This is a genomic window from Hallella mizrahii (genome assembly GCF_009695775.1).
Classification (GTDB): Bacteria; Bacteroidota; Bacteroidia; order Bacteroidales; family Bacteroidaceae; genus Prevotella; species Prevotella mizrahii.
The window spans coordinates 137,857-160,856 of record NZ_VUNG01000001.1 but is presented as its reverse complement, the minus strand read 5'-3'; the positions used below and the strand labels follow the sequence as shown (position 1 = coordinate 160,856).

The 23,000-nt window shown below is 47.6% G+C and carries 15 protein-coding genes and 1 CRISPR repeat array; of the genes, 9 read left to right on the top strand and 6 right to left on the bottom strand.

The window, feature by feature from the left end; genetic code table 11:
- Positions 1–39: 39 nt before the first annotated feature.
- Entirely contained in the window at positions 40–381 is a 342-nt protein-coding gene (locus FYJ73_RS00615; protein WP_154532561.1) for a type II toxin-antitoxin system HicB family antitoxin, read from the bottom strand.
- A gap of 341 nt (positions 382–722) precedes the next feature.
- On the opposite strand from FYJ73_RS00615, the gene FYJ73_RS00610 reads away from it, so the two are divergent.
- The 9 genes from FYJ73_RS00610 to FYJ73_RS00570 all read left to right on the top strand — a co-directional run bounded on the left by FYJ73_RS00610 (position 723) and on the right by FYJ73_RS00570 (position 13,684).
- A complete protein-coding gene (locus tag FYJ73_RS00610; protein WP_154532559.1) occupies positions 723–2,072 on the top strand; it encodes a TolC family protein in 1,350 nt (449 codons plus the stop codon).
- A gap of 34 nt (positions 2,073–2,106) precedes the next feature.
- Positions 2,107–3,360, top strand: coding sequence for an efflux RND transporter periplasmic adaptor subunit (locus FYJ73_RS00605; RefSeq protein WP_154532557.1), 1,254 nt, complete (start codon positions 2,107–2,109; stop codon positions 3,358–3,360).
- Positions 3,357–5,717 (top strand): ABC transporter permease, encoded by a 2,361-nt coding sequence (locus tag FYJ73_RS00600; protein ID WP_154532555.1) that lies wholly within the window; start codon positions 3,357–3,359, stop codon positions 5,715–5,717. The genes FYJ73_RS00605 and FYJ73_RS00600 overlap by 4 nt, the downstream gene beginning before the upstream one ends.
- A gap of 16 nt (positions 5,718–5,733) precedes the next feature.
- Positions 5,734–8,109 (top strand): ABC transporter permease, encoded by a 2,376-nt coding sequence (locus FYJ73_RS00595; RefSeq protein WP_154532553.1) that lies wholly within the window; start codon positions 5,734–5,736, stop codon positions 8,107–8,109.
- A gap of 16 nt (positions 8,110–8,125) precedes the next feature.
- Positions 8,126–8,794 carry an ABC transporter ATP-binding protein gene (locus FYJ73_RS00590; protein ID WP_154532551.1) on the top strand — a complete coding sequence of 223 codons (669 nt, stop codon included), beginning with the start codon at positions 8,126–8,128 and terminating at the stop codon, positions 8,792–8,794.
- A 186-nt stretch (positions 8,795–8,980) separates the two neighbouring features.
- Positions 8,981–10,144, top strand: a complete 1,164-nt coding sequence (locus tag FYJ73_RS00585) for a dicarboxylate/amino acid:cation symporter (RefSeq protein WP_336509559.1) — start codon at positions 8,981–8,983, stop codon at positions 10,142–10,144.
- A gap of 74 nt (positions 10,145–10,218) precedes the next feature.
- Complete coding sequence (locus FYJ73_RS00580; protein WP_154532549.1) at positions 10,219–10,521, top strand: thioredoxin fold domain-containing protein; 303 nt, start codon at positions 10,219–10,221, stop codon at positions 10,519–10,521.
- A gap of 55 nt (positions 10,522–10,576) precedes the next feature.
- Positions 10,577–12,142 carry a ComEC/Rec2 family competence protein gene (locus tag FYJ73_RS00575; protein ID WP_154532547.1) on the top strand — a complete coding sequence of 522 codons (1,566 nt, stop codon included), beginning with the start codon at positions 10,577–10,579 and terminating at the stop codon, positions 12,140–12,142.
- A 234-nt stretch (positions 12,143–12,376) separates the two neighbouring features.
- Positions 12,377–13,684 carry an inositol-3-phosphate synthase gene (locus FYJ73_RS00570; RefSeq protein ID WP_154532545.1) on the top strand — a complete coding sequence of 436 codons (1,308 nt, stop codon included), beginning with the start codon at positions 12,377–12,379 and terminating at the stop codon, positions 13,682–13,684.
- A gap of 137 nt (positions 13,685–13,821) precedes the next feature.
- Positions 13,822–17,426: direct repeats of the CRISPR family, unit length 30 nt; unit sequence ATTTCAATTCCATAAAGGTTCGATTAAGAC.
- 213 nt (positions 17,427–17,639) lie between these two features.
- Here FYJ73_RS00570 and cas2 read toward each other — a convergent pair.
- The 5 genes from cas2 to cas5b are packed head-to-tail and all read right to left on the bottom strand — an operon-like array spanning position 17,640 to position 22,999.
- Entirely contained in the window at positions 17,640–17,903 is a 264-nt protein-coding gene (gene cas2 / locus FYJ73_RS00565; RefSeq protein WP_154532543.1) for a CRISPR-associated endonuclease Cas2, read from the bottom strand.
- A 48-nt stretch (positions 17,904–17,951) separates the two neighbouring features.
- Complete coding sequence (gene cas1b / locus FYJ73_RS00560; RefSeq protein WP_154532541.1) at positions 17,952–18,968, bottom strand: type I-B CRISPR-associated endonuclease Cas1b; 1,017 nt, start codon at positions 18,966–18,968, stop codon at positions 17,952–17,954.
- A 46-nt stretch (positions 18,969–19,014) separates the two neighbouring features.
- A complete protein-coding gene (gene cas4, locus FYJ73_RS00555) occupies positions 19,015–19,542 on the bottom strand; it encodes a CRISPR-associated protein Cas4 (protein ID WP_154532539.1) in 528 nt (175 codons plus the stop codon).
- Between the two features lie 2 nt (positions 19,543–19,544).
- On the bottom strand, positions 19,545–22,220 hold the full coding sequence (gene cas3, locus FYJ73_RS00550) for a CRISPR-associated helicase Cas3' (RefSeq protein WP_154532537.1): 2,676 nt from the start codon (positions 22,218–22,220) through the stop codon (positions 19,545–19,547).
- Positions 22,217–22,999 (bottom strand): type I-B CRISPR-associated protein Cas5b, encoded by a 783-nt coding sequence (gene cas5b, locus FYJ73_RS00545; protein ID WP_154532535.1) that lies wholly within the window; start codon positions 22,997–22,999, stop codon positions 22,217–22,219. The genes cas3 and cas5b overlap by 4 nt, the downstream gene beginning before the upstream one ends.
- Position 23,000: the final 1 nt, after the last annotated feature.

Sequence of the window (23,000 nt, the reverse complement as noted above, 5' to 3'; positions counted from 1 at the left end):
GGTGCTTCTTGCTTATAGCTTTTATGCTATTGCAGCCTTTTACAAGGTTATTCCTACAGCTTTCGCCAGTGTTTGACGAATATAATTATTTATCGTGGTACCGGTCTGTTGCGCAATGGTGGCTATTCTACTATGGATTTCTGGTGTTAGCCGTACATTCAAATTGCCGCTATAGGGCTTGCGAGGTGCCCTGCCTTGTGCCTTACAACTTTCGATATAGTCATCCACGGCACCTTCAAAGTCCTTGCGAAGTTCGTCTACATCTTTTCCCTCGTAGGTGATTGCGTCGTGGCTCATGCCTAATACAGCTCCATAGAGGCAATTGTCTTCTTCACTATAGTCTACACTTCCGGTGTAGCCTTTGTATTTCATAGTTCCCATAATGCTTTCCTCCTATTTGCTTTTAATATATCCCTTTGCTGTTAGATAATTATATACTTGATGCATGACATAGCCCTTGATGATGTTTGATGGATGAGGCCTGTGCATGGTGTATCTATTTTCTGCTACAAAAGTAACTAATATTAGTTGCACTAACAAATTCTTTCGAGACTTTTTATTCATTATTGCTCGCGTGAAGGCGAGGTAAGCGATTGACTGTGTCTAATTCTTATACAACGAGTGTCCAATAATTGTACACTGGTATTTGAGGCAATATCTTTCAGAAGTCTCATAAACAGGAACTTACGTTTTTGGCACGCCATTGGCATTGTCTACGGTGTATGAAAACAAAGCATTATATCCTCATCATGGGCTTCTTTGTGAGCCTGAGCGTCCAAGGACAGGAGTCGTGGACCCTCGACCGCTGCATTGCCTACGCCCAAGAGCACGCCTCCGAGGTGAGACGGCAGACGCTGGAACAGGAACAGAAGCGCGCCGACTACCGCACGTCGCTGCTCAATTTTCTGCCCAGTGTGTCGGCGGAAGTCAGCGGACAGTACAGCTGGGGACGCAACATTGACCCGGAGACCAATACCTATAATAATGTCACCACGTTCAACAACTACTATCAGCTCGGCGCGTCGGTGACGCTTTTCGACGGCGGTGCCATCTGGAACGCTTTCCGTCAGGCCCGTCTCGACAGAGCATCGGCACAGTCGGCTGTGCAGCAGGCACGCGACGACAAGGCCATCACGGTCATGGAGAAATACGTCGACGCTGTGTACACCCGTCGCTCCATTGCCCTGGCCGAAGAGAAATGGTGCGACTCCAAGGCACTGTTGGTGAAGACACAGCGTCTCTTTGAGCTGGGAGAGAAGAGCCGTCCCGATGTGGTGCAGGTAGAGAGCCAGGTTGCTGAGGACGAGTATAACCTGCTCCACCAGCGTCATCTTGCCGACAAAGCTCTGAACGATTTGAAGACTGCGATGAACTTCCCGGCCGGCGATAGCCTTGCTGTAAGCGCTCTGCCCGTGGATGTCCAAGCGGCTGCCACTCTTCCTGCCAGCCGAACAGCTTGTGATAGTCTCATGCGCCACGGCTTCTTCCTCGCTGAGCGTCCCGCCGTGACGGTAGCAGCGGCGAAGGCGGAGCACGCACGCATGGAATGGAAGATACAACGGGCCGCCTTGCTTCCTAAACTATCTTTGGGAGGTGGCGTGGCTACCAACTATTACAAGAACCTCACTGCAGGCTACAAAGCAGAGGGCTTCGGTTCACAGTTCCGCAACAACATGGGTGAGTATGTCTACATGACGCTCTCTATTCCTATCTTCAACGCTTCGTCGTGGAACAGAGCCCGGCGGGCCAAGACCGACTGGCAGGAAGCACAACTCGACCTTGCCGACGCGCGTCGCAAGCAACACGACGATGCGTTGCAGGCTGTACTCGACTACCGTGGCTACGCCCGTGAGGTGGAGCAGTTGCAGCGCAAGGTGGCTTCCGACTCGTTGGCGCATCATCTCTCCAGTCGCAAATACGAGGAAGGCATGCTCAGCGTCTATGACCTGCACACCACGGCGCAGACTCTGATGCAAAGTCGCCTGCTGTTGTTGCAAAGCGAGATGATGCTGGCACTGAAGGCACGACTCGTCAACTATTATGTCACAGGAGAGTTAGGAGTTAGGAATTAGGAGTTATTACTTAAGAGTTAGACACATATATATTATGGATATAGAAATCAAACAGAAGAAATACCGCGTGCCGCGCAAGTATTGGCCGTGGATAGGTGGAGGCGTAATCGTCATAGCGCTGTTAGTCTGGCTGGCTCAGAGCAACTTCACCTCATCGTTGCAGGTCGACGAACGTGGGCTGAGCATTGCCACCGTCGAGAACGCACAGTTCAACGACTATGTCAGTGTGGACGGCAATGTGGTGCCAATCCAAGTGGTACAGATCTCTCCTGAAGAAGGTGGCACCGTGGTAGAGAAGGTCGTTGACGAAGGTTCAAAGGTGCACAAGGGCGACGTTATCGTAAGGCTGAGCAACTCCAACCTCGACCTTGAGATACTCAACGCCGAGAGCGAACTGGCCGAGAAGCAGGACATGCTGCGCAATACACAGCTCTCCATGGAACAGGAACAGCTCAACAACCGCACGGAAGCCGCCCAGCTTGCTATGGATGTGCAGACCAAGAAACGGGCATTGAGCCATCAGACCGCCTTGCAGAAAGAACAGCTCAACTCGCGTGAGGACTATCTCAAGGCCAAGGAAGACTATCGGCTCGCCGTGGAGAAGAACAGCCTCATCCGTCAGCGACTCAGCAAGAGCGCACAGATGCGGAGTGCACAGATGAACCAGATGAGCGACAACCTGGCTTCGATGCAGCGCAACGTGGAACTTGTCAGGCAGCGTAAGGCCAAGCTCGACGTACGTTCCTCCATCGACGGTGAGGTGGGACTGCTCGACGTGGAGTTGGGACAGAGTATTACGCCGGGACAAAAGATTGGCGTCATCAACGACCTTAGCGACTACAAGGTGGAGGCACAGGTCGATGAGCATTACATCGACCGTGTGCACAGCGGACTCGCCGCCACGTTCACACAGAACGGCAGAACCTACCGCCTTGAGGTACGCAAGGTTTATCCCGAGGTGCACGACGGTCGCTTCAAGATCGACTTCGTTTTCCGTGACGCCCGTCCACAGAACATTCGCACGGGGCAGACCTACTACATCGACCTGCAGCTCGGCGAGTCGAAGAAGGCCATCATCATCCCCAAGGGTACGTTCTACAGCAACACCGGCGGCTCGTGGATCTTCGTGCTCGATGCCTCCGGCCATAAAGCCTATCGCCGCAACATACGCATCGGACGACAGAACCCGCAGTACTATGAAGTGTTGGAGGGACTGGAGCCCGGCGAGCGCGTCATCGTGAGTGGATATGAGAGTTACAAGGACTACAAAGAACTGAAGATAAAATGATGAAGAGCTATTTCGTTTTTCTTTCCCGTAACAAGGGCTACACCCTTATCAACTTCTTTGGCCTCAGCGTGTCGCTGATGTTCGTGATGCTCATCGGCCTCTACACCTGGCAGGAGAAGAGCATAGACAGGCAGGTGGCCAATGCCGACCGGATAGAAGCGCTGGGCATGTCGTTTGATGGCACCGATGCTTGTGAGGGTATCCACCACTATGTGGGAACGCAGTTGCGCAAGCACTATCCAGAGATAGAGAGTGCTTGTGGCGTATGCCATAACGGTACTTGGGTCAGTTGTGGCGGTGATTACTTGTCAGCATCCTTGCTGAGTGTCGACACCACTTTCTTTCATGTCTTTGACTACAAGTTGCTCAAGGGCGACCGCAATAGTTGTCTGACCGCCGACAACAGTGCCGTGCTCACCGTGAGCTTCGCCCGCAAGCTGTTTGGCTCGGCCGATCCCATGGGGCAGACCGTGACAATCGGCGACACCATACGCTTCCGTGTGACCGGCATCATGCAGGACTTGGACAATACCGTGTTCTGTCATACCGATATGCTGACGAACTTCTCTCAGGCCAAGTTGTACAATATGGCCAACACCGATGAGTTCTTCGTCAAAGGCAGCATCAATTACACGGGGAGCAGTGTCTTCCTGCTCATGCGTCCCGGTCATTCCTTCATAGGCAGGTCGCATGAACTGACTAAGTTCATCAGCACTTTCTGGCCACACTTCCAAGAGAGTTGGAAATGCGAAGTCTTTACCACTCCTTTCTCTCATCTCTACCTCTCCAAGTTAGACACTAACAACGACGTTACGCGTCGTGGCAATCCCACGCTCATTAACATCCTGATGGTAGCCACGCTCCTCATCCTGCTCTTTGCCGTGACCAACTACATCAACCTCACCGTTGCCATCTCCGGACGTCGTGCCCGCGAGATGGCTACCCGCCAGCTCTTTGGGGCCACACGGTGCCGTGTCTTTGCCAAGCTCGTGGCCGAGAGCACGCTGCTCTGCCTTGTGGCTTGGATGGTGGCTTTGTTGTTGGCCGTGGCTTTCGCACCGGTCATGGGCCATCAGCTTGACACCACGCTGCAGGTCTCCCGGTTGTTTAGTCTGGCTTGTATTGGTCTTTCGCTGTTGCTTATCGTCGTCATCGGTACGTTGTCGGGCATCATCCCCGGCCTCATCACCTCGCGCGTGAAACCCATTGAGATTATCAAAGGTACCTTTGTACATCAGACCAAGATGGTGCTCAGCCGTGTGTTCATCGTCTTTCAGAACATCATCACCATCACGATGTTAGGCTGCGCCCTCATTATGCTGGCACAGTTGCGACATCTCGTCAACGCACCGTTGGGCTTCAACAAGGACAATATCCTTGTGATATCGACTTTCAATAGCGGTCATCCCGACGCCATTCACACGTTCATGGATCTGCTCCGGCGGGAGTCGTGCGTAGCTGCCGCGTCGGCCTCGATGGGCACGCCCTTGGACGGCGGCAACAACAACACATTTGCTTTTAATGGCAAGGCCGTCTCGATGCAATTTTTCATTACAGACCCCTACTTTATGAATGTCTATGGTCTGACTCTGAAAGGCGGCTGTAAACCACAGGTGCACCACTTCTACATCAACCACGAAGCTGAGGCAGAGATAAAAAATATTATGGGTATACGGCCCCAAGAACTGTTGCGTAAGAATCCATTCTATTATGCGGACAGTCTTGATGTTTACGGCGGACGCATGAACGAGTTTCTCATCGACAACATCCAGCGTGAGCAGCATCCGATGTTTATTGATATCCAGCCACATGTGGATTATCCCTGGGCCATCTCCATCAAGGTGAAGGGAGACCCACAGACGGCCTTCAATACAGTGGCCGACGTCTACCATACAGCTTTCCATAAGGTGATGACCGACGACGACGCGAAGTTTGCTGACCGCATCATCCAGGACAAGTTCCACCAGGAGCAACAGACCTCACACCTCGTCACTCTCTTCGCTTTCATGGCCATCCTCATCTCTTTGCTCGGCCTCGTGGCCATGGCCACCTACTACATCGGACAGCGAGCCAAGGAGATAGCCATCCGCAAGGTGTTCGGCTCCACAGGCGCGCAGGTGCGTCGCCGTCTCATTCGCACGTTCATGCAGTATGTCGCCATCGCTTTCGTCATCGGCAGCCTGCTGACGGTGTGGCTCATGCAGCATTGGATGTCGCAGTTCAGCTACCGTACCGTCTGGTGGCCATGGATTCTCGTGGCTGGTGCCGTGGTGTTCGCCGTCAGTCTTCTCGCCGTGTTCGTGCAGAGTTGGAAGGCCGGCAACGAGAACCCGGTGAACAATATCAAACAGGAATAACACAAAACATAGCAATATGAATCAAATTTTTAGCGCCATTAAGAATTTGCCACGACGCGGTCAGCACAATCTGGCAAAGATTGTTTGCTTGGGCTTTGGTCTTGCCGTGTCGGCGGTGCTGATTGGTGAAGTCTATTTCGAGCAGACCTTCGACACCTGGTTTCCTGGGCACGAGCGCACCTACGCCATCAACGAGGATGTCGTGCAGAACGGGCAGTACAACGAGTGGTCGTCCACCTCGGGAGCCGTTGCACCGGGCATCAAGGCCATATCCCCGCAGGTGGAGGCAGCCACACGCTATTCGTTCATGCTCAGCGATGTGAAGACGACCGTCGACGGACGGCCGTTCACGATCGACGAGGTAGACGCTGCTGACAGCTGTCTCTTCGACGTTTTTCCACGGGCAACCGTGCAGGGCAACCTCAAGGAGAGCCTCAGTCGCCCTTATAACTGTGTGATAAGCCGATCCATGGCTGATCGCATCGGTGGCAATGTAGTGGGCAAAGCGTTCGAGCTGCGCGACTACGATTTTAAGCTCATCATTGGCGGTGTCTATGAGGACTTCCCGTACAACTCTAAACTGCACGGCATCGATGTCATTACATCACTGCCTACTATCAACAAGTATTTAGATTTCGAAATCACAGACCGTTGGGTGGGTGGCGACCGCTTCTCTTCTTATATTAGACTGAAGAAGGGTGCTACGATAGACTACCTGAAACCTAACGTCAGTAAGATGATGGCACAGCACAGCGACTATGCCGAGGCTGAGAAAGCTGGCGTGAAGTTCAACTATTCTTTCACCCAGGTCACCGAAGACTACATCTCCAATCCGCAGGTCAAGACGATGTGCTGGATCATGACGCTGCTTGCCATCATTCTCCTGGTCTCCACGGTGGTCAACTATTTGCTCATCGTCATGGGCAACGTGGTCAGCCGCTTCCGTGAGATGGCTGTCCGCAAGTGCTTCGGCGGCGAACGGCGCACCATCTATAGCATCATGATCAGTGAGTCGCTGGTGCATGTGCTCATCGGCATCCTCTTGGCCGCAGTCCTTATCTTTGCCTGCAAGGGAACGATAGAGGGCTATATCTCCGCACCCGTCAGCACGATGCTGTTCAGCCGAGGCTCATGGATTCTCGCCCTCATCTGCCTGCTCATCATCTTCATCGGTGGTTTTGTGCCGGGCTATATATATAATAAGGTGCCGGTGACAGCTGCTTTCCGTGGTGTGCACGAGGCACGCCGCCGCTGGAAACTCATCATGTTGTCGGTGGAGTTTCTCGTCGTCACCGTCATGCTCAGCCTGCTTGCCGTCGTGCAACAGCAGTACCGCGAGGTGACGCACGAGGATATGGGCTACGACTACAGCCGTCTTGCCGTCGTCACCTTGGACAAAGCACCTGTCAACCAGATGCAGCAGGCCGTGACGTCGCTGCGCTCGCTACCCTTCATCGAGCAGGTGACAACAGCCTACACGTTGCCGATTGGGTGGCATAGTGGAAACAATATCTATCTGCCGGGCGACGACACGGAATACCTCAACATTGCCGACCAGTACAGTGTGGGCGACGGCTATCTGAAGCTCATGGGCATCAAGGTCGTCGAGGGCCGCAACTTCACCGAGCCTGCCGACAGCGACCTGAGCGAGGTGATGGTCAGCGAGTCGTTTGTGAAGCGCTTCCACACGACCACGCACAAGCAGGGCAGTGTCGTCGGACAACACATCTGCGTATCGGAGCACACCGACAGCCTGCATCCTTTCTCTACCATCTGCGGCGTGTATAAGGATGTCAGCCTCGGCTCCTCGCTTGAGCGTGAGCTCCGTCCGAGCGTGCTCTTCCACGACAACAACAACGCTCAATACATCCTTGCGAAGTTCACCGACCTCACGCCCGACAACCTCGACCGTGCCCGCCAGCAGTTGAAGCAACTACTGCCCGACCGCGACGTGAAGGTAATGCCTTACTCTGACCTTGTCGTCAATCAGTATCAGAGCACCGACGGCTTCCGCATGGGAACGCTCGTTACGGGTATCACTGCGCTGGTCATCGCCCTGATGGGACTTATCGGCTACACCACCGACGAGGTGAACCGCCGCCGCAAGGAGATTGCTATCCGCAAGGTCAACGGTGCCACGGCCCGCGACATCTTCCACATGCTCGTGACCGACGTGCTGAAACTTTCGGTTCCTGCCGTCCTCATAGGCCTCATCCTCTCTTGGGTCATCTCCGGAAAATGGCTGCAACTCTTTGCCGACCGCATTGCGCTCTCGCCCCTGCTCTTCTTAGCTGTCGGCTTAGTGGTACTCGCCATCGTGGTCACCATCATGCTGCTCTCCGCCCGCAAGGTAGTCAACAGCAACCCAGTGCTATTCCTTAAAGACGAATAATAAAAAGAAAGAAGTTATGATAAAAGTACAAGATTTAAGCAAGACCTTCCGCACGGAAGAAGTAGAGACGATAGCCCTTGACAAGGTATCGTTTGAAGTGAAAGACGGCGAGTTTGTCGCCATCATGGGTCCTTCAGGCTGTGGCAAGTCCACACTGCTCAACATCCTCGGACTCCTCGACGACCCCACGTCGGGACAGTACTGGCTCGACGGCAAGGAAGTGTCGGGGCTCCACGAGAACGAGCGCACGGCTATCCGCAAAGGACAGATAGGCTTCGTGTTTCAGAGTTTCAACCTCATTGACGAACTCAACGTGGAGGAGAACATAGAACTGCCGCTTACCTATCTCGGCATATCCAAGGCTGAGCGCAAGCAGAAGGTGCAGGAGGTGATGAAGCGCATGAACATCAGCCACCGCGCCAAGCACTTCCCTCACCAGCTCTCCGGCGGTCAGCAGCAGCGCGTGGCCATCGCCCGTGCTGTGGTCTTCGGTCCTAAGCTCATCCTCGCCGATGAGCCTACCGGTAACCTCGACTCGAAGAACGGTGCCGAGGTGATGCAGTTGCTCACGGAACTCAACCAGGACGGAGCCACCATCGTCATGGTCACCCACAATGCCCACGATGCCGAGCTGGCCCATCGCATCATACATCTCTTTGACGGACAAATCGTCGCAAATCCATAATCTCTCTCTTGGAGGCCGTCCCCCATCAACTGCGGGGACGGCCTCCGCTTTTTTGCCATGGGCAGAAGTGCATGTGCTATATATATAATAAGGTGTATATAATAATGAGTCGATGATTTGCACGAACGGAATATTTGACGTAACTTTGCACTAAGAGAGATTTTATACTAAGAAAGTATTCGTCAAGTGAAAGCATTAAAGAATATCGGTTTGTTGCCGCGAGTGATCATCGCCATCGTCTTGGGCGTGGTCTTCGGCCTGTTCCTTCCGTCATCGGTCGTGAGAGTCTTTGTCACGTTCAACAGTCTGTTCAGCCAGTTTCTTGGTTTTATGATACCCCTGATCATCATCGGTCTGGTCACTCCTGCCATTGCTGATATCGGGCGAGGGGCGGGTAAGCTGTTGGTTGTCACCGTCGTCATTGCCTATGCCGACACGGTGTTGGCTGCCCTGCTGGCTTATGGCACCGGTTCGTGGCTCTTTCCATCGATGATTGCTACTACGGGCGGACTGCCGCATATCGCCAAGAGCATGGAGCTGACGCCTTACTTCACGATCACCATTCCACCGATGGTCGACGTGATGAGCGGCCTCGTCTTCTCGTTTCTCTTCGGTCTTGGTATTGCCTATGGCGATTTGAAAACCTCTAAGCGGCTCTTCGACGATCTCCGCTATGTCGTTGACAAGGCCATCGCAAAGGGCATCATTCCTTTCCTGCCGCTGTATATCTTTGGTGTGTTTCTCAATATGACGTATAATGGACAGGCTGGTAAGATCATGCTTGTCTTTGCCCAGATCATCTTGGTCATCCTTGTGCTTCATGTCTTCATCCTCGTCTATCAGTACTGTATTGCCGGTGCTATCGTTCGCCGCAATCCTTTCCGTCTGTTGCTCACCATGCTGCCAGCCTATCTCACGGCTTTAGGCACGAGTTCGTCGGCAGCCACCATTCCCGTGACGCTGGCGCGTACGCTGAAGAACGGAGTGAGCAATGCCATTGCCGGTTTTGTCGTTCCGCTCTGTGCCACCATCCATCTCAGTGGCAGTGCGATGAAGATCACGGCCTGTGCCCTGACCATCTGCCTGCTCACAGGGCGCGCCCATGACTTCGGCCTTTTCCTCTATTTCATCCTTATGCTTTCCATCGTCATGGTGGCAGCCCCCGGTGTGCCCGGTGGTGCCATCATGGCTGCGTTAGCTCCTTTAGCGAGCATTCTTGGCTTCAACGCCAATGCTCAGGCGCTGATGATTGCACTCTACATCGCCATGGACAGTTTCGGCACAGCCTGCAACGTCACAGGCGACGGTGCTATCGCGCTTGCCGTGGACAAGATGTTCTCACGAAAATAAAGTTGCAAGTCCTTTGCTTGTTTAAAGAGAAATGCGTATATTTGCAGCACATAACATAAGAAAGGACAATAACTATGATTAAGATTTATGGTATGCCCACCTGCCCCTACTGTGCTTATGTAGACGAGCAGGTCAAGGGCGACAAGCGTTTCAAAGTGATTGATATTGGCGAAAACGTCAGATATATGAGTGCTTTCATGCACTTGCGCGATAAGAGTGCGGCTTTTGACCATTCCAAGGAAATTGGTGACATTGGCATCCCCGCCTTCGTCTTGGAGGACGGCACCGTAACACTCAAGCCCGAGGATGTGGGATTGAAGGAGTATGACCCCAATGTGGGTGGTCCCGCTTGTAGCCTTGACGGAAAAGGCTGCTAAGCCGACTATTAAGATACGTAAGATAGAATGCTGCACGAGAGGCAAGTATAGATAAATGCCACGAACCGACTATCATCAACCGATGATCTATGTTGCCATTGCCCTCATGGTGGGAATCATGGTGGGCAATGGCGCAGGGATGTCTGTGGGTTTGAAGCTGTGGGCGGTCATTTTCTGTGTGCTGTTTGTTCTTGCCTGTGTGGGCTATCGTTGTAACAAATGGCTGTGCGACATTTGTCTGATTCTGTCGACCGTAGCGTTTGGTGCGTTTCTTCAATGTCGTCAAGCACACATACAGACGAGACCCTTGCCTGAGGGCAGAGTCTCGTGTGAAGCAATTGTTGTAGGAATGCCACAGCTGCATGGTAAGGTAATCCAAACCGACGCGCAGATTGTAACTGTTGGTGAACAGCAATTGCGTCATCCGATGAAGGCACGCCTCTCTTTCCTTCGTGATACACTGTCCGGCGAGACGGTTGCTGCACCGGCTCTTGGTGATGGCATTGCTTTCTACTCACGCTTGCAACGCCCCGGTGAAGGCTATCGCGCAACAGTCAACAGCCATTTCGACTCACGCCGTTGGTTGCTCTCTCAAGGCTATTGCGTCCAGTCGCTGATCAGCCCTTATGACTGGCATCGTGTGGTATTGCCACTTCGCCGTTTGGGAAGAGTAGATCGTGTGAGGCTGAGAGTAGGGAAGTGGCGCGAGCAGTTGCTGGGGCAATACCGTCGTATGGGCATCCAAGGGGAGCAGTACGCCGTGCTGGCCGCCATGACCTTGGGCGACAAGAGTTGCCTTACCAAGACATTGCGGCGAGTCTATTCCCAAACGGGTACCAGCCATGTCCTGGCGTTGTCCGGTCTTCATCTGTCTATCGTCTTCAATATTTTGTTGCTCACTTTTGGCTTGTTCCGCATCAACCGTTGGGTCAGCTATTGGCTGACGTTGTTGGCGCTGTGGTGTTTTGTCGTGCTGGTGGGCATGCCGGTGAGTGTCGTTCGTGCTGCCATCATGTTGTCGATGGGCAGCATCGCTTTGTTGCTTCATCGCAGAGGAGCATCGCTGAGCGCGCTGTCCTTAGCGGCGGTGATCGTGCTTGTGGTGAATCCTGGCAGTCTTTGGGATGTCTCTTTCCAGTTGTCTTTTATGGCGGTTTTGTCTTTAGTCGTCATAGAGCCGATGGTAGAGAGCCTGTGGTATCCCCGTTATCGAGTTGTCGCGTGGCTATGGTCCACAATGCGTACATCGGTGATAGCCCAGTTGGGTACAGCTCCTTTGGTGGTTTATTACTTTGGCAATCTGTCGGTTTATTTTCTTCCTGCCAATCTGCTTGTATCGTTGTTGTCGATGCCCCTTTTGCTTCTGTCGTTTTTCTTCTTTCTGTCCCTCCCTTTGCAATGGGCTCATCTTGTGTGTGTCTCCCAACTGCTCTCCTGGCTGTTGTCGTCGGCAACACTCTTGCTCAATCATGGTCTACGTTGGATGTCGTCTCTACCCGGTGCTGCTGTCGATGACGTGTCATTCAATCAGAAGCAGGTATGGCTTTATTATTTCGTGCTTATTTGTCTTCTCTCTGCATGGATGTATGAAAAGCGTATAAAGCGTAGCAAAAACTGTTAAAACATCTCTTTTTGTGTTGTAAATGTCAGAAATTGAATTGAAATAGAATATTATTGTTGCTATTATTATTAATTCTTTGTATATTTGCAACATTCTTTTCTTTCCTTTGCCTTGTTTAATTGCAGCGTCTTGGTCAAAGGGGAGAGACAGATACAGGTTCAATGCTTGCTTGTGACCTGATTTTGAAATGTTGAAACAATCCGCTGCAAAGCTAATAACCTTCTTTAAAAAGAAATGGAAAAAGAAATCGTGAAGCCTGCTGAGGGCAGACTGGGTATCCTTGTTGTAGGCTGCGGTGCCGTGGCCACTACGTTTATGACGGGTGTGCTGATGGCACGCAAAGGACTGGCAAAGCCGATCGGCTCAATGACACAATACGACAAGATTCGTGTGGGGCGTGGCAAGGAGAAGAAATACCTCCATTATGGTGACATCGTCTCTTTGACCAAACTCGATGACATCGTCTTCGGCTGTTGGGATGTCTATCCACAGAATGCCTATCAGGCAGCTGTCTATGCTGAGGTGCTCAAGCAGAAAGACATCGATCCGGTGCGTGATGAGTTGGAGCTGATCAAGCCGATGAAGGCTGCTTTTGACAAGAACTACGCCAAGCGTCTCGACGGCGACAATGTCAAGGACTGCGCTACCCGCTGGGATATGGTGGAGCAGATCCGTCAGGACATCCGCGATTTCAAAGCTAAGAACGACTGCGCCCGCATCGTGGTTATCTGGGCTGCTTCCACGGAGATCTATGTTCCTTACTACGAGCCCATCCATGGTAAGCTCGACACGTTGGTGGCTGCTATGAAAGCCGACGACCGGGAGCATATCGCCCCGTCGATGTGCTATGCCTACGCAGCCCTGCAAGAGGATGCGCCGTTTATCATGGGTGCTCCCAACACCACCGTCGACATCCCTGCCATGTGGCAATTGGCCGAGGAAAAGAGACTACCCATCGCCGGTAAGGACTTTAAGACCGGGCAGACGCTTGTCAAGAGTGGTTTTGCTCCAATCCTGAAAGTGCGTAACCTCGGACTCAGCGGTTGGTTCTCTACCAACATTCTCGGCAACCGCGACGGTCTTGTGCTCGACGAGCCGGCCAACTTCCACACTAAGGAGGTCAGCAAGCTCTCTACCCTTGAGACCATCTTGCGCAAGGATGACCAGCCCGACCTCTATGGCAACATCTATCATAAGGTGCGCATCAACTATTATCCTCCACGCAACGACAACAAGGAAGGATGGGACAACCTCGATATCTTCGGGTGGATGGGCTATCCTATGCAAATCAAGATCAACTTCCTCTGCCGCGACTCCATCCTTGCCGCACCTTTGCTTCTCGACCTGACGCTGCTCTCTGACCTGGCTCACCGTGCCGGTCGCTATGGCATTCAGCGTTTCCTGAGCTTCTTCCTCAAGAGTCCTATGCACGACTACACTCAGGGCGAGGAAGCTGTCAACAACCTCTTTGAGCAGTACACTATGCTCAAGAACGCCATCCGTGAGATGGGCGGTTACGAGGCTGACGAGGAAGTAGATTAAATAGCTTATCTTATCTTATCCCAGACTCTCTCATCAGAGAAATGGAGTAGGCCACCCTCATTATCTTTTGGCGTGATTGGTGGTGTATATCATTAAAAGGTGTTGTCCTCGGAGATGGGGGCAATGCCTTTTTTAGTGTTTCAATTCCATAAAGGTTCGATTAAGACTGACGGAGCGGAACATCCTCCTGATGGACGAGGCCTATTTCAATTCCATAAAGGTTCGATTAAGACAAAGCGTATTATGATCTCTATTATCCCAAACGAACATTTCAATTCCATAAAGGTTCGATTAAGACGTTCACGTATTGCGCCCAAACAATCAATACCATTATTTCAATTCCATAAAGGTTCGATTAAGACCAGGTTGTGTTCTTCCTCTTGGAAGACCGCAACGCATTTCAATTCCATAAAGGTTCGATTAAGACTCCACGACTATGGAACCACAACCGCAGAACGTGTATTTCAATTCCATAAAGGTTCGATTAAGACCTGTGGAACTCTCGGCACTCGGCGACTATCTCTAATTTCAATTCCATAAAGGTTCGATTAAGACTACGTATTTTTGCGACTGCTACTGGCTAATTAAAGAATTTCAATTCCATAAAGGTTCGATTAAGACGGCAGTGCAGCCATCCGCTTGCTCGAGCTTTGCCTATTTCAATTCCATAAAGGTTCGATTAAGACACTGCGCTTACAAGTGCTCCTATCCGCTACTAACATTTCAATTCCATAAAGGTTCGATTAAGACGCAGTGCGGCCATTCACTTGCTCGAACTTTGCCTATTTCAATTCCATAAAGGTTCGATTAAGACCCGATTTAGGTATGGCTACATAGACATATTTTTCCGTATTTCAATTCCATAAAGGTTCGATTAAGACTCTGTTGCGCACCATCTCGCCCCGTGTGCGTGAGTAATTTCAATTCCATAAAGGTTCGATTAAGACCGGCTCCCTATAAAGTCAATCTTGTACCGTAATCTATTTCAATTCCATAAAGGTTCGATTAAGACATGGCTCTTCTAAATTTGCGAGTGTTGGTGGTCTATTTCAATTCCATAAAGGTTCGATTAAGACGGTTCGAATGTGAAAACAACATCTACGCTTAGCGGATTTCAATTCCATAAAGGTTCGATTAAGACCCGTCTCCACCCTCGCTTCCTGAGTATCAGCCTTTATTTCAATTCCATAAAGGTTCGATTAAGACATAGACAATGGCAGGAAAAAATGTCTGCTCTTAACTTATTTCAATTCCATAAAGGTTCGATTAAGACATTGTATTTCTCCAATGTTTCGATTTTCTCTTTGTCATTTCAATTCCATAAAGGTTCGATTAAGACTTGGGTAACTGCTCGTAAAATCATAACTTGTCACGTCATTTCAATTCCATAAAGGTTCGATTAAGACTAAGGGCAACGACTTCGACGCTACCTTCATCCACTATTTCAATTCCATAAAGGTTCGATTAAGACGGGGCATCCAGCATGGCACCGGGCTGGCACTCAACGAATTTCAATTCCATAAAGGTTCGATTAAGACGGCGCGTAGTCTTTCTCTTTTCTGTGATGCGGGGCTCATTTCAATTCCATAAAGGTTCGATTAAGACCCCTACAGTTCAACGCGCAAATTCTGGTTAACCCATTTCAATTCCATAAAGGTTCGATTAAGACTATAAATGAATGATAATAATGCCTACTTCAATGCGCATTTCAATTCCATAAAGGTTCGATTAAGACCTACACGGAAATCTATTTGGAAGCCAGCAAGGGAATTTCAATTCCATAAAGGTTCGATTAAGACAGGCACAGCGGGAGTTTCTCGACAACCTCGACGAATTTCAATTCCATAAAGGTTCGATTAAGACAACATACTTTGCAGTTTTGCAAGCGTGTTGTTAAATTTCAATTCCATAAAGGTTCGATTAAGACAATAATTTCGCACTATTTCCCCGACTTCGTTAGATATTTCAATTCCATAAAGGTTCGATTAAGACTTATAATCGGCTTTTTTCTCCAAAATATTATCCAAATTTCAATTCCATAAAGGTTCGATTAAGACATGCTCTCGATAGCGTCCATCTCTCCCTTTGTCAATTTCAATTCCATAAAGGTTCGATTAAGACGGACGGTACCAAGACCTTTGGCTTCGAGCTTGCGATATTTCAATTCCATAAAGGTTCGATTAAGACACTCGCCCGTTATTTTCTGCTATGTGTTCTTTAAATTTCAATTCCATAAAGGTTCGATTAAGACCACATGGATAATACATTCTCCATTTTTAGAAACTATTTCAATTCCATAAAGGTTCGATTAAGACCTAATTCTTGAAAAGTTATAAATCTGTCCCCACCATTTCAATTCCATAAAGGTTCGATTAAGACGTGGGGTAACTGCTCGTAAAATCGTAACTCGTTACGTCATTTCAATTCCATAAAGGTTCGATTAAGACAACCTCGGCTGTGCCACCGATAACGTCTTTATTAATTTCAATTCCATAAAGGTTCGATTAAGACTTCCCACTTACCGCCCGTTATCATCTGCAAATTCATTTCAATTCCATAAAGGTTCGATTAAGACAATATGTTTTATTTGTTTATTTAATTGTATTGTTATTTCAATTCCATAAAGGTTCGATTAAGACAAGGCCTAATCCCATGCCATTGTATTTTGTTCCACATTTCAATTCCATAAAGGTTCGATTAAGACATCGACTGGCGCGACAACGAAAACGAGTTAAAACATTTCAATTCCATAAAGGTTCGATTAAGACCCAAGCGGACTAATGATGACATCAACGCTTCCACATTTCAATTCCATAAAGGTTCGATTAAGACCTTATCGTCGGCAGGAGCGGCGATAGCCTCGCAAGGGAATTTCAATTCCATAAAGGTTCGATTAAGACACCTTTCACAGAGAAATGCCATGTATGCAGATAGCATTTCAATTCCATAAAGGTTCGATTAAGACATTGGCCGACGTGCCATCGCTATTCGTGTCAGGAAATTTCAATTCCATAAAGGTTCGATTAAGACCTTGAAGTTCGCTCCATTGTCCTGCAAGCGGTAGATAATTTCAATTCCATAAAGGTTCGATTAAGACTCATCCACATCAACCTTACCGATTTCCCCATCTTATTTCAATTCCATAAAGGTTCGATTAAGACTGGGTCCACCTGTCCGGACAGAGCGGGCATTACCATTTCAATTCCATAAAGGTTCGATTAAGACAAACTGAACGGTACCCGAAACATCGACATCACACAATTTCAATTCCATAAAGGTTCGATTAAGACGGTGCCGTCATACGTCAGGTTAAAGCCTTTGTTCATTTCAATTCCATAAAGGTTCGATTAAGACATTGGCACGGACGCTGTTGTCGATCTCACCAATCCATTTCAATTCCATAAAGGTTCGATTAAGACGCCATGGAGCGTATGTTCCATCTTCGGCCAAACATATTTCAATTCCATAAAGGTTCGATTAAGACTCTTCAACTTATCCAGCGCGCATACTTCGGGAAAATTTCAATTCCATAAAGGTTCGATTAAGACTTCTTCCGGCTGCTCAGAAGCATCCTTTGCCTTCATTTCAATTCCATAAAGGTTCGATTAAGACGATCTCCATGTCCGTGGTAGGCAGTGCCAACTCCTATTTCAATTCCATAAAGGTTCGATTAAGACTGGAACACCAATGCTTTTGGTACGATTGAGAGCGTATTTCAATTCCATAAAGGTTCGATTAAGACCCACATCGACATATGAGGCTGAAGCCCCTATTTTCTCGGGTTTCCGAATGCAAAGATACGAAAAATATCGGGAAAAATATGTCGATGTGGAATAATATAAAAATACTGGGGGTACGACAACACCTTTATCTAATACTGTTTCAATATGTCAAAGAGCAAAAGAATAAGGTTCTTGAGCCTTAATTCTCGGACTATGGTAGACATCGACAACTTTTATAAGAAGTTATCTGTCGACATCCGTTCCTTACCAAGGATCTCTTTGTCCATATTATAACTCATCTTATTCGTAAATATTATCACGCTGTCGGTATCTGCGTCAATGATGCTACCGATTTGCGATTTTAGTTCCCGCAGTTTGGCTTCTGACAACTCACCTTCAAATACCGAGTTCTGTATCCAGCAGAGATACTTTCTGCACAGTTTCAGCATCTTTCCTACCCGCATCTGGGCTACATCATATACCAATATCACATACATGAGCTTCTCCTTTTTTATAGTCTCTACACATTATTATATATAGCTTCTCTACCAGTACATCTTAAAGGGCTTGTACTCTTCAATGCCAAGGATGTCTTTTAACAGCTTATAGCACTCCAATTTGATGAGATGCTTGTAACTCACGTTGCGGCCGAGAGAGCGATGACGGAAGGTCTCGTTGTACCGGTCTTCCATAGCCTTGACATAGATGAGCTTGCCCTTCTGATTGAGCAAGCACGAATTGAGCTTGCGGTCAAAGTGCTGTGGACCCAGCGCATGTTTGTTGAGTACCTTGAAGATGACCCTGTCAACGATGATGGGCTTGAAGATCTCAGAGATGTCAAGACAGAGCGAATAGCGGCGCTCGCCTGGCGTGTGCAGAAAGGAGATAGTAGGATTGAGTTGCGTCTGATGGATAGCCCGGAGCGTCTCCGTATAGCACATCATATTGCCGAAAGAGATGAGCGCGTTGACCTCGTTCTGCGGTGGTTGCTTGGTACGCGCGCCCATCTTGTAATCGTCAAGGATGACATCAAAGGCATCATAATACAGTTTGCGGATATTTCCCTCAATGCCCATTACCTCTTCCACGTCAGCGGCCGATGATAGAGTCTTGGCCAATGCTTTGATGCCGTCGATGGTTGAGCCCAAGTCCTTGCCTCGCCGGTGATAGTAGTTGAGGTTCATCACCATGTTCCAAGCTGCCCCCTGGATAAACTTGGCCGCCAGCAGGGTACGCTTCTTCTTATTCTGATAGACCTTAGCCTGAGCAAGCAGTGCTCGTCCGGAGAGTAGTCCGTCACGCGGCATGAAACTCCCGGTATAATTTTCATAATAGTCGAAGAAATGTACAGGAATGTCTTTTTGTCCCAAGAAGTTGTAGAGAGCACTGTTGGCTCTCAGACTCCCGAAGACATACATCTCCGCCACATCCTCCACTGGGATATAGCGTGGCGGTTGGGGATGTTCCGTTCCGTCGTCGTCAATTTTCACAGGTGTATACTTGAGCGTATTGTCCTTACGCTCCATGATGCCCGGATTAAACAGATAGAAACTTCTCTTCATCTTTATCACCTCCTAATATTATTATCGCGCCGAAGAAACCTTGTCGTCAGAGTCCTCCGGAAGCCTCATCAGGTTCCTCGGAATAGCAAAAATCGAAATAACTGCAGTTGCGACAGAGTCCCTTCTTCACCCGTGGCGGACATTCGTCCTTCTGAATGATGGACTCTATCTCGCCGATCATCAAGCAGATCTCCTCTCTGTCGACATCCGAAAGCATCACCTCCTTGGTCTTCCGCATTTCTGGGTACTCCAGAATGCCACGAACGTCTGTCACGCCATGTTGCTCGAAGATATACATATAGTATTTCAGTTGCCATTCATGTGCCCTGTCCACCTTGTTTGATTTCTTGATTTCATGGATCACATGATTTTTGGCATCGTAATAGTCCACCTTGATGCCGTCGATGGCTACCTCCTCGTATTTTGATGACCGCTCCGGATAGCTCTCCTCATGGATGAGCTTTCCTTCATAGACCAAGTCGGATTCCTGCTCCATGTTGATGCCGTTGGCAAAGAGCCAAAGTTCTCTGTGACAAACAAAATAGTAATTGATAAGGGTACCTGTTATCTTCATCTTTAAAAGAAATTAGATTCCGTCAGAACGTTGGTATCAATACCATTCTCAAAAGAATACACAGATTCATAATTCTCCAAATAAAAAAAGCCGTACTGTTCATAGCCAAATGTCCTCAACGATTCGAAATCCTTACCTTTTGGAAAAATAGAGAAAGAGAATTGGCTCATCAAAGTAAGAAGCTGTTTCAGTTGGATTCTATTGGTTATAAAATCCTTTTCTTGATTTATAAGCCTATTCTTATAAAATTCCCACACACGCTCTCCTTCTACTATATCCTCGTCATTCAGTCCAAATGATATTGCTATACTATATACATCTCCAAGCAAATCAGCTTTAATAGCTAAGGGTACAAACACAGTAACACTTGGCTGATCAATCAATTTTATTGAATCTGCAACTCTCGGAAAATTTAGGCATCTGATATCATCATACAGATCATTGATATTCTGCTGAAAGTGAGAACTACGCTGTTTTTGGATATCACGGATGATAATATTATACAATCTATCGAAATCCTTATCCCTCAGTATTTCTTCATAGACAGAATTGTCCTTGTTCTTTGCCATTACTGCATACCGTTCATCTTTTCCATATAAGTTCTTCTCTGCATCACAATTGAAAAGATAGAGCTTGCAATTATTCTTTCTGACATTTCTGTTAATACGGCCTGCAAGCTGTTCCTCACTGTCAATAAGCGAGCAGTCTTTAAACCCGAGATCCATGTCAATATCAACTCCAGCCTCTATGACTTGTGTTGTGACAAGCAATATTTTTTTTCTACGATAATCATTTGACTTTAATGCTTGAATAATTTGCTTTCGGCGTGGTTCTAATATTGTTCCGGAAAGCAGCAGAATGCTATCGAAAAATTCATTGCTCTGATTAGCAATAGATAGAAATCTGCTAGCAGTCCGTTTGCCTATAAATTCAATAATCGTGAAAACGCTATCTCTGTTGATAGTATTGCATCGTGCATAATCTCCAGATTTGTTTTCCACGACATCATACAACTCATTTAGATAATTATCCTTAGTATCTTCATCCGGCTGTTCCCATGACAATAGCGTATAATCGAATTTTACCCGTCCACAGAAATTAGGGTTGCAAAAATATTTCTTTTTGTTGTCAACGAGATACACGAAGTCTTCTTGATTATGCACTAACAAATTGCCAATCTTGGGCAATGTAGCCGACATCAGTATGAAACGGATATTGAAATAGGTAGCATAGCGTGATATAAAGAACATCATCTTATCCCACATAGCAGGTGGATAAGATTGCAGTTCATCCATAATAATAATGGAGTTAGCGATTCTATGAAGCAGATAGTTGTCCTCCTTTTCGTTGGTCGTAAGGATATTGAAGAACTTGACATGGGAGAGCAATGTCACCGGGAAATTAAGAAACAGTTGGTCCAAATAGTTCAGATACTGATTATCATCATGATTTTCATTTATCGGGGACTTAGAGTGGATGGCAGCGATCTCTTCATTTTGTAAGTTCAACGTTGTTTGTAGAGATTGTAAAGTCTGGTCTATCAGCGTGGTGAAAGGGAAAACATAGAATACATTGTTTAAACTATGGTCACAAGACAGAAGTTGTGATAATACAAGCATTGACACATTAGTTTTTCCACTTCCAGTTGGGGCTTCTAAATAGTACAAGTACTTACTAGGATTCTCTCTTACTTTGACAAGGGCATCATATGCAAGATTCGTTCGCAGCTTATTGAGATTGTCATTACTCTTCTCCAGAAGTTTATCTGGAACAAAATCTCCGCATTCAAGAAGTTGAAATACCTGCTCATTATATTCCTTACTCTGTCTGGCTTGCATGGTAATCTTATTTCGCAAGGCATCCTGGATTATACCGACGTTTATATCAGTATCTTTCCAAGCATTCATATAGTGAGCCGTAGCCAAATAATCCGATGCTGTTAACAGAGAATAGCATAAACGCACAAGAGCATAAAGAGGAAATCCATAATCTCGGATTACGCCACAGTCACTATCATACCAGTCAAACAACGCATTAAAATTGGCATTTGACAAAAAATTCCTATGAAAGAAATTAGTCTCATCTTCTGATATGGACAGATTGATTAGAGAAAGGTATGGTTTCAAATCAAATAGTTTTTCATTGCACCATATCTCATCGTCCTGGCACTTACCTAATCGGGCACTGTGATGACGAATAATAGGATAACTCATGTATAGGGCTATATTACATAGATACAGCACATCCTCATCATTAAAGTGACCTTCCAAAATTTTATGAAATGTGATGGATAGATACAGATAAGCACTAATAATAGAATGCTCAGAGCCAAAATGATGTCTGACTTTCAACAGATTTTGATAGTTATGCATTTTAGAATGCTGGAATTCCGCATTTAGCTTACCCAAGTCATGAAATGCGATTGCTTCCCAAAACATTTCATGAATGAGCAGATTCTTTCTATTATCTACATTACTACCTGCTAGTTCTTTTATGAGATGACTGATAACCTCGTCAAGACCTTTTTGTTTTACTATCTTTTTCGCATACAATACTGTCAACGTAAGATGTTCCGGAAGAAGTTCAGGGCATGTATTCTTCTGGTCCGACAGATGGGCATAATATCTGTCGGAATCCGGTATAAGCTTTCTGAAATAATCTTCGCAATAATTGTTCATCGCAATTGTATTATAGTATCATTGCCAATATCATAAAATTCGCCTATCCCTTCCAGTTTCATATCAGCTTTAAAGGTAGCATTAGAATATACGAAGTCTCCATATTTGTACTGATGCAAAGTAGTATCAAAACCTATCGGCAGTCGTTCAAAATACAGAAATACAGGTTCCTCATGTCCCATGCCAACCAGCGAAAGTGACTTGGCCACATATTGGCTGACAGCCTCGTTCTTCATGAAGAGGGATGCTATACTATAAACTCTGTCAAAGCCAAAAGGATTTACATCGGAATATATCTTAGTGTTATTCCACCAGGCTCCAAACTCATTTTTCCCCATATAGGGGATGTATTCTGACTGATAACTCCAAAGATGATCATATAGCTTTTTCTCTGTCTCGTTCTCTAGATTTAAACGCAGAAAGCACCGGAAAGCTGGGTGAAGCAATACCTGCTCAGTTATAATAAGGTTTCCTCCTGCTTCGGTACTGGCAAAGCCAGTGGTATTATTATAGCTGATGGTTCCCTTCTGGAAGTTTCCCTTGTCACTATCCAATGGTTGAATCGCTATTTTTAGATGTTCCAAACGGCTATAATACTCCGGCATGATCCCTTCCTTTTCATAACCTTTCAAACCAATGATGGCACCTAAAATACCTAGCAATGCCGGTTTATGCAGCATATTATAAGTCAGATAGATACCATCATTGATATCCGGCTTCTTAAAGAAACCCATTTCTGCCTTCAAATCAAAAGATATAAGTTTTTGATCTGAATCCATA